This window comes from uncultured Rothia sp. (assembly GCF_916049665.1).
GTDB lineage: Bacteria > Actinomycetota > Actinomycetes > Actinomycetales > Micrococcaceae > Rothia.
On the sequence record NZ_CAJZIE010000024.1, the window covers coordinates 22,211 to 28,380 of the forward strand.

Here is a 6,170-nt window from a genome sequence, read left to right on the forward strand (position 1 = left end):
GCCACGTCAGAAAATACTCGCCGTGCAGGTTGCCACAATATGGCACATCTGCACGGCGAGTGCGTTTGCCCCGTAGGGGCGGCATAGCTCACAATTAAGGCATGACTTCAACGGTGAACTATGCATCTCAGCGAATTGTAATTATTGGTGGCGGCCCCGGCGGCTACGAGGCGGCGATGGTGGCTGCCGCATCTAACGCGGACGTGACTCTGATCGAGCGTAATGCCATTGGTGGCTCCGCCGTTCTGACTGATGTTGTGCCCTCTAAGACCCTGATTGCTACGGCGGATATGATGACCCGCTTCTCCGAGGCGGGTAGCCTGGGCATTGAAAACACGAAGGGTAAGGCGCCGCAGCTTCGTGTTGATATGGACCGCGTGAACCGCCGTGTCCGCGACCTGGCTCAGCAGCAGTCTGCCGATATTAAGCGTGCCCTGGCTTCTGCCGGCGTGAAGATTATTCACGGTACCGGTAAGCTCCTGGACCGCCACACCGTGCAGGTGACTGACGAGGCGGGTCTGGTTTACCCCCTGCAGGCGGACTTTGTGTTGCTGTCGGTGGGTACGCATCCGCGTGAAATGGCGACCGGCATGCCTGATGGCGAGCGCATCCTGACCTGGACCCAGCTCTACAACCTCTGCGAGGTTCCCGAGGAACTGATCGTGATTGGTTCGGGTGTGACCGGTGCGGAGTTCGCGTCGGCGTATAACGGTCTGGGTTCGAAGGTGACGCTGGTGTCTTCGCGTGACCGTGTGCTTCCCGGTGAGGACGAGGATGCAGCCCGCGTGCTGGAGGACGTCTTCGAGCGTCGCGGCGTGCGAGTGATGCCGCGTTCCCGTGCGGCTGCTGTTGAGCGTACCGAGGACGGCACCGGCGTGATCGTGACCCTGTCGGATGGCCGTAAGGTGTCTGGCACTCACTGCCTGGTGGCTATTGGTTCGATTCCGAACACTGAAGATTTGGGTCTGGAAGCAGCCGGTGTGGAGCAGACCCCGAGCGGTCATATTAAGGTGGACGGTGTGTCCCGCACGAGCGTGAACAGCATTTACGCCGCTGGTGACTGCACGGGTGTTTACCCACTGGCTTCCGTGGCTGCGATGCAGGGTCGTATCGCTATGGCGCACATCCTGGGTGATGCGGTGCGCCCCCTGCGTACCGATAAGGTTGCGGCTAACATCTTCACCTCCCCGGAGATTGCGACCGTGGGTGTGAGCGAGAAGGACCTTGCCGAGGGTGCCTACCGTGGTGATGCGGTGACCCTGCAGCTGAGCACTAACCCGCGTGCGAAGATGATGGCGATGCGCGACGGCTTCGTGAAGATTTTTGCTCGCCGCCACTCCGGCACTGTCATCGGTGGCGTGGTGGTTGGTCAGCGTGCTTCCGAGCTGATTTACCCCATTGCTCTGGCGGTGGAGAAGAAGCTCGCGGTGGATGACCTGGCGGATACTTTCACGGTCTACCCCTCGCTCTCCGGCTCGATTGCTGAGGCAGCACGCAAGCTGCACACTCGCGGCCTGTAGCCCGCGCATAGATACCCTGGGCTTGTAGAGAGCCGGTATCTCTGAAGTGCACAGAATCTCTGAAGCGTACAAAAGCGGTGGGGGTCGCCTCCTGAATCTAAGAAATTCAGGAGGCGACCCCCACCGCTTTGCCGTAGAGACGCGTTAGCTACTCGAAGCTTTACTTCGTGGTGCTGACCGCGTTCATGTCCACGTCACGGGTTTCGTGAGTGAGCAGGATGAAGACAACGCTCAGAATCGAAGCGAACGCCAGGTAGCCGCCCACTGCAGCCACACCGTAGGTGGTGTTCAGCCACACTGCCACGAACGGGGTCAGTGCCGCACCGAGGATGGACGCCACGTTGTAGGCGATACCGCTGGCGGTGTAGCGCACGTTGGTGGGGTACAGCTCCGGCAGGTACGCGGACATGGAACCGAAGGACAGACCCATCAGGCACATACCGATGAAGATGAAGAGGGTGACCACTGCGGCGTTTGCGTTCGCACCGGTACCGACGACGGAGGGGGAGATGAACAGGCCGAAGGACAGACCGAAGACAGCCATAGCGATGGTGGTCCACAGCTGCTGGGTGCGGCGGCCGTACTTGTCAGCCAGCCAACCCGAGATCGGGATGAAGATCGCGAAGCCAGTAATGGAGATCAGCTGAATAATCAGGAACTCACGGTAGGGGATAGCCAGACCGCCCTTATCGGCCTTGCCGATACCGTAGGAGAGAACCCACGCGGTCATCAGGTAGAACAGCACGTAGCACGCCACCATGATGAAGGTACCCTGAATCATGGGCCACCAGGCAACCTTGAACGCCTCAACGAGCGGGGTCTTAACCTTCTCGTTGTTAGCGGCAGCCTTGGCGAAGACGGGGGTCTCCTCCAGCTTGAATCGAACGTACAGGCCAACGGCGACCATCACGATGGACAGCAGGAACGGAATACGCCAACCCCAGATGAGGAAGGGGTGATCAAGGTTCTTGCCGTCGGTTGCGGAGTTGAAGGAAATCCAGCTGGTCAGCAGCAGCATGAAGCCGTTGGCGAAGACGAAGCCGATGGGTGCACCCAGCTGAGGCCACATGGCGGCGCGGGCGCGCTTGCCGTCCTCAGCGTATTCGCTGGCGAGCAGTGCCGCGCCGGACCATTCGCCGCCCAGGCCCAGGCCCTGGCAGAAACGCATGATGGTCAGCATGGTCGGTGCCCACAGGCCAATCTGGTGGTAGGTGGGCAGCAGGCCGATGATGAAGGTCGCCAGACCCATGGTCAGTAGCGCACCAACGAGGGTTGCTTTACGACCAATCTTGTCACCGAAGTGACCGAAGATAATGGAACCGAGGGGACGGGCGATGAAGGCGACGCCGAAGGTCGCGAAGGAAGCCAGAAGCTCGGTGGTTGCGTCCTTCGCGGGGAAGAACAGCACAGGGAACACAGCCACTGCTGCGGTGGCGTAAATGTAGAAATCGTAGAACTCGATGGTGGTACCAACGAGCGAGGCGAGAATAACTCGACTGCGAGGAGTCGTATTCTTCACCGATGCAGCAGACGCTTTCGTGTCGGGTGCAGAGGTGCTCATAAGGAAAACTCCCGAAATGGTGAACTGTGTGTACAGGTGGAGCCTGGGATAGGTGTTCCATGACCGGTCGGCGCGGGAGGCGGGTGTGCCGTAGGCGCGTACCGGGTGCCGTGACCGCACCGGGTGAGGTGGGTGGGTGCCGGAATCTGAAAGGCTCCCCTAAAATGCAACATTATAACTCTGTTCAGAAAAACCCAAACAAACGCAGTCACTATATGGACGCTAACACAAGGGTTAGCGGCGTAAATCCCACCCAAACAGGCAAGAGCGGACATAGAAAATCCCCGGGAGAGCACGAGGTAATACCTCATACCCTCCCGGGGATCCTTCAAACTTACGCGCTCGCGGTCGCAAAACCGCGGCATCGAGAGTTACTTGATGGTCGCCAGCACCGCACCGGAGGTGACGGTATCGCCGGCCTTAGCGGACAGACCCGAAACCTTACCCGCCTTGTGCGCGGTAATGGGCTGCTCCATCTTCATCGCCTCCAGCACCAGAATCAGGTCGCCCTCAGCAACGGTGTCGCCGTCAGAAGCCGCGACCTTCACGATGGTGCCCTGCATAGGGCTGGTCAGCTCGTCGCCGCCACCCTTCGCCGCGCCGCGTGCCGAACGGGACTTGCGGGTCTTGGGGGCGGGCTTAGCGGCAGGCTTGGTGCTGCCGCCCAGATCAGGCAGGGACACCTCCATGCGCTTACCGTTGACCTCAACGACCACGGTGGTGCGCTCGTCCTCATCCGAATCCACGCTACCGGGAGCACCGGAGTACATGGGGATAGTGTTGTTGAACTCGGTCTCAATCCAACGGGTGTGCACCTTGAATTCGCCACCCTCAGCCGGCGCGAAGGCAGGGTCATCCAGCACGACGCGGTGGAACGGGATGACGGTGGGCATACCCTCAATGCTCAGCTCAGCCAGGGCACGGCGGGCACGCTGCAGAGCCTGCTTACGGTCCGCGCCGGTGACAATGAGCTTAGCCAGCATGGAGTCGAAGTTACCGCCGATGACATCGCCAGCCACGAAGCCGGAATCCCAGCGAACACCGGGGCCGGTGGGCACGGTCATCTTCTCGATGGTGCCGGGTGCGGGCATGAAGGAACGGCCCGCATCCTCACCGTTAATACGGAACTCGAAGGAGTGACCGCGCAGAACCGGGTCCTTCTCCTCAATCTTCTCGCCGCGAGCAATACGGAACTGCTCGCGAACCAGGTCCAGACCGGAAATCTCCTCGGAAACCGGGTGCTCCACCTGCAGTCGAGTGTTGACCTCCAGGAAGGAGATGGTGCCGTCGGTACCGACCAGGAACTCACAGGTGCCGGCACCCTGGTAGCCGGCCTCGCGCAGGATCGCGCGGGACGCCTCGTACAGGCGCTCGTTCTGCTCATCGGTCAGGTAGGGGGCGGGCGCCTCCTCAATCAGCTTCTGGTTGCGGCGCTGCAGGGAGCAGTCACGGGTAGAAACCACCACAACGTTGCCGTGCGCATCCGCCAGGCACTGAGTCTCAACGTGACGGGGCGAATCCAAGAAGCGCTCGATGAAGCACTCGCCGCGACCGAACGCCGCGGTTGCCTCACGAACAGCGGACTCGTACATTTCAACAATGCTTTCGCGGTCGCGGGCGACCTTAATGCCGCGGCCACCGCCACCGAATGCCGCCTTCACCGCGATGGGCAGGCCGTGCTCATCTGCGAACGCAACAACCTCATCGGCGGACTTAACCGGGTCCTTGGTGCCGGGCACCAGGGGAGCGCCCACCTTCTGCGCGATGTGGCGTGCCGCCACCTTATCGCCCAGCTGGGTAATGGACTCGGGGGAGGGGCCAATCCAGGTCAGACCTGCGTCGATGCACTTCTGAGCGAACTGCGCGTTCTCAGACAGGAAACCGTAACCGGGGTGCACGGCGTCAGCGCCGGAGCGGATAGCAATCTCAATGAGCTTGTCCATCACCAGGTAGGACTGCGCCGCAGTGGCACCGCCGAGAGCGTAGGCTTCATCGGCAAGCTTCACGTGCTGGGCGTCGCGGTCCGGGTCAGCGTAGACGGCGACGGTCTGCAGACCCTCATCGCGGGCTGCACGAATCACGCGGACAGCAATTTCACCGCGGTTAGCGATCAGAATCTTGCTGACCGGGCCGGTGTGGCGGCCGGGGACTGCAGTAAATTTCTTGGCGGCTTCTGCCTGGTGCTGAGTCACTTAAAGCTCTCCTTTAATCTCCTGCTCCAAGGATACATCGGCAGGATTGGCGAATATAACGCGCATCATACTGTTCTATCTTATCGATTGGTGTTCAACAATGTATATTTCAGGGCGCGCTTTGAGACAGATTTATGCGATGGGTTGGTTCTAATTCTCTTCCTCAGGCGGTAGCCACAACTCGGTCACCGCTACTTCGCGGCGGCGCAGCATATCGCGTAGCGCGTGGATGGACAGACCCACCACCGTGTGGAACTCGCCCTCAATACCGCGAATAAACGCCGAACCGTAACCGTCCAGGGTGAAGGAACCCGCCACCCAGAGCGGCTCGCCGGTGGCAATGTACGCCTCGATTTCCTCGGGGCTGAGCCTATCAAAGTGGACGGTGGCGCTGCGCAGTTCAGAAACGGTAGGCGGTTCAGTGCCCGGCTCAATACCGCGCAAATCCACGAGCGCGTGACCGGTATGCAGTACGCCGTGGTTGCCGCTCATTGCGCTGATGCGCTCGCGTGCCGCCTCCGCCGTGTGGGGCTTGCCGTAGGCGACGCCCTCAAACTCGAACACCGAATCGCAACCCAGAACCAGTGCGTCGCGCACACCCTCGGTGGCAAGCTCCGCGGCAACCGCCTGCGCCTTCAACTGCGCCAGCAGGGAGGCGGTCTCAGCCGGGGTGAGTCCCGCACGTCCCTGCGCTCGCGCCTGCTCGTTGGCGGCGGCGAGCGCGGCGTCCTCATCTACGGAGGAGACGCGCACCGTGAAGGCGATGCGGGAGTCTTCCAGGAGCTTGCGGCGCGCCGGGGAGGCGGAGGCAAGAATCAATCGGGTCGGTGTGGTACTCATAGGTTCTATTAGATCGGAAGAGCGTCGTGTAGGGAAAGAGTGTTCAGAGCCGTGTAG

4 protein-coding genes are annotated in these 6,170 nt (G+C 61.1%); 1 reads left to right on the top strand and 3 read right to left on the bottom strand.

Features of this window, described 5'->3' with window-relative positions; translation table 11 throughout:
- The first annotated feature begins 101 nt into the window (after positions 1–101).
- Positions 102–1,520, top strand: coding sequence for an NAD(P)H-quinone dehydrogenase (locus tag QZ540_RS03690; RefSeq protein ID WP_294627842.1), 1,419 nt, complete (start codon positions 102–104; stop codon positions 1,518–1,520).
- Between the two features lie 160 nt (positions 1,521–1,680).
- Here QZ540_RS03690 and QZ540_RS03695 read toward each other — a convergent pair whose 3' ends face one another.
- The 3 genes from QZ540_RS03695 to QZ540_RS03705 all read right to left on the bottom strand — a co-directional run bounded on the left by QZ540_RS03695 (position 1,681) and on the right by QZ540_RS03705 (position 6,113).
- Complete coding sequence (locus QZ540_RS03695) at positions 1,681–3,081, bottom strand: MFS transporter (RefSeq protein ID WP_294627844.1); 1,401 nt, start codon at positions 3,079–3,081, stop codon at positions 1,681–1,683.
- A gap of 371 nt (positions 3,082–3,452) precedes the next feature.
- Positions 3,453–5,273, bottom strand: coding sequence for a biotin carboxylase N-terminal domain-containing protein (locus QZ540_RS03700; protein ID WP_294627846.1), 1,821 nt, complete (start codon positions 5,271–5,273; stop codon positions 3,453–3,455).
- A gap of 150 nt (positions 5,274–5,423) precedes the next feature.
- Positions 5,424–6,113, bottom strand: coding sequence for a nucleoside triphosphate pyrophosphatase (locus QZ540_RS03705; protein WP_294627848.1), 690 nt, complete (start codon positions 6,111–6,113; stop codon positions 5,424–5,426).
- Positions 6,114–6,170 lie beyond the last annotated feature (57 nt).

Coding starts and splice junctions, on each gene's coding strand:
- QZ540_RS03695 (WP_294627844.1), bottom strand. CDS start 3,081: ATGAGCACCTCTGCACCCGACACGAAAGCGTCTGCTGCATCGGTGAAG.
- QZ540_RS03690 (WP_294627842.1), top strand. CDS start 102: ATGACTTCAACGGTGAACTATGCATCTCAGCGAATTGTAATTATTGGT.
- QZ540_RS03705 (WP_294627848.1), bottom strand. CDS start 6,113: ATGAGTACCACACCGACCCGATTGATTCTTGCCTCCGCCTCCCCGGCG.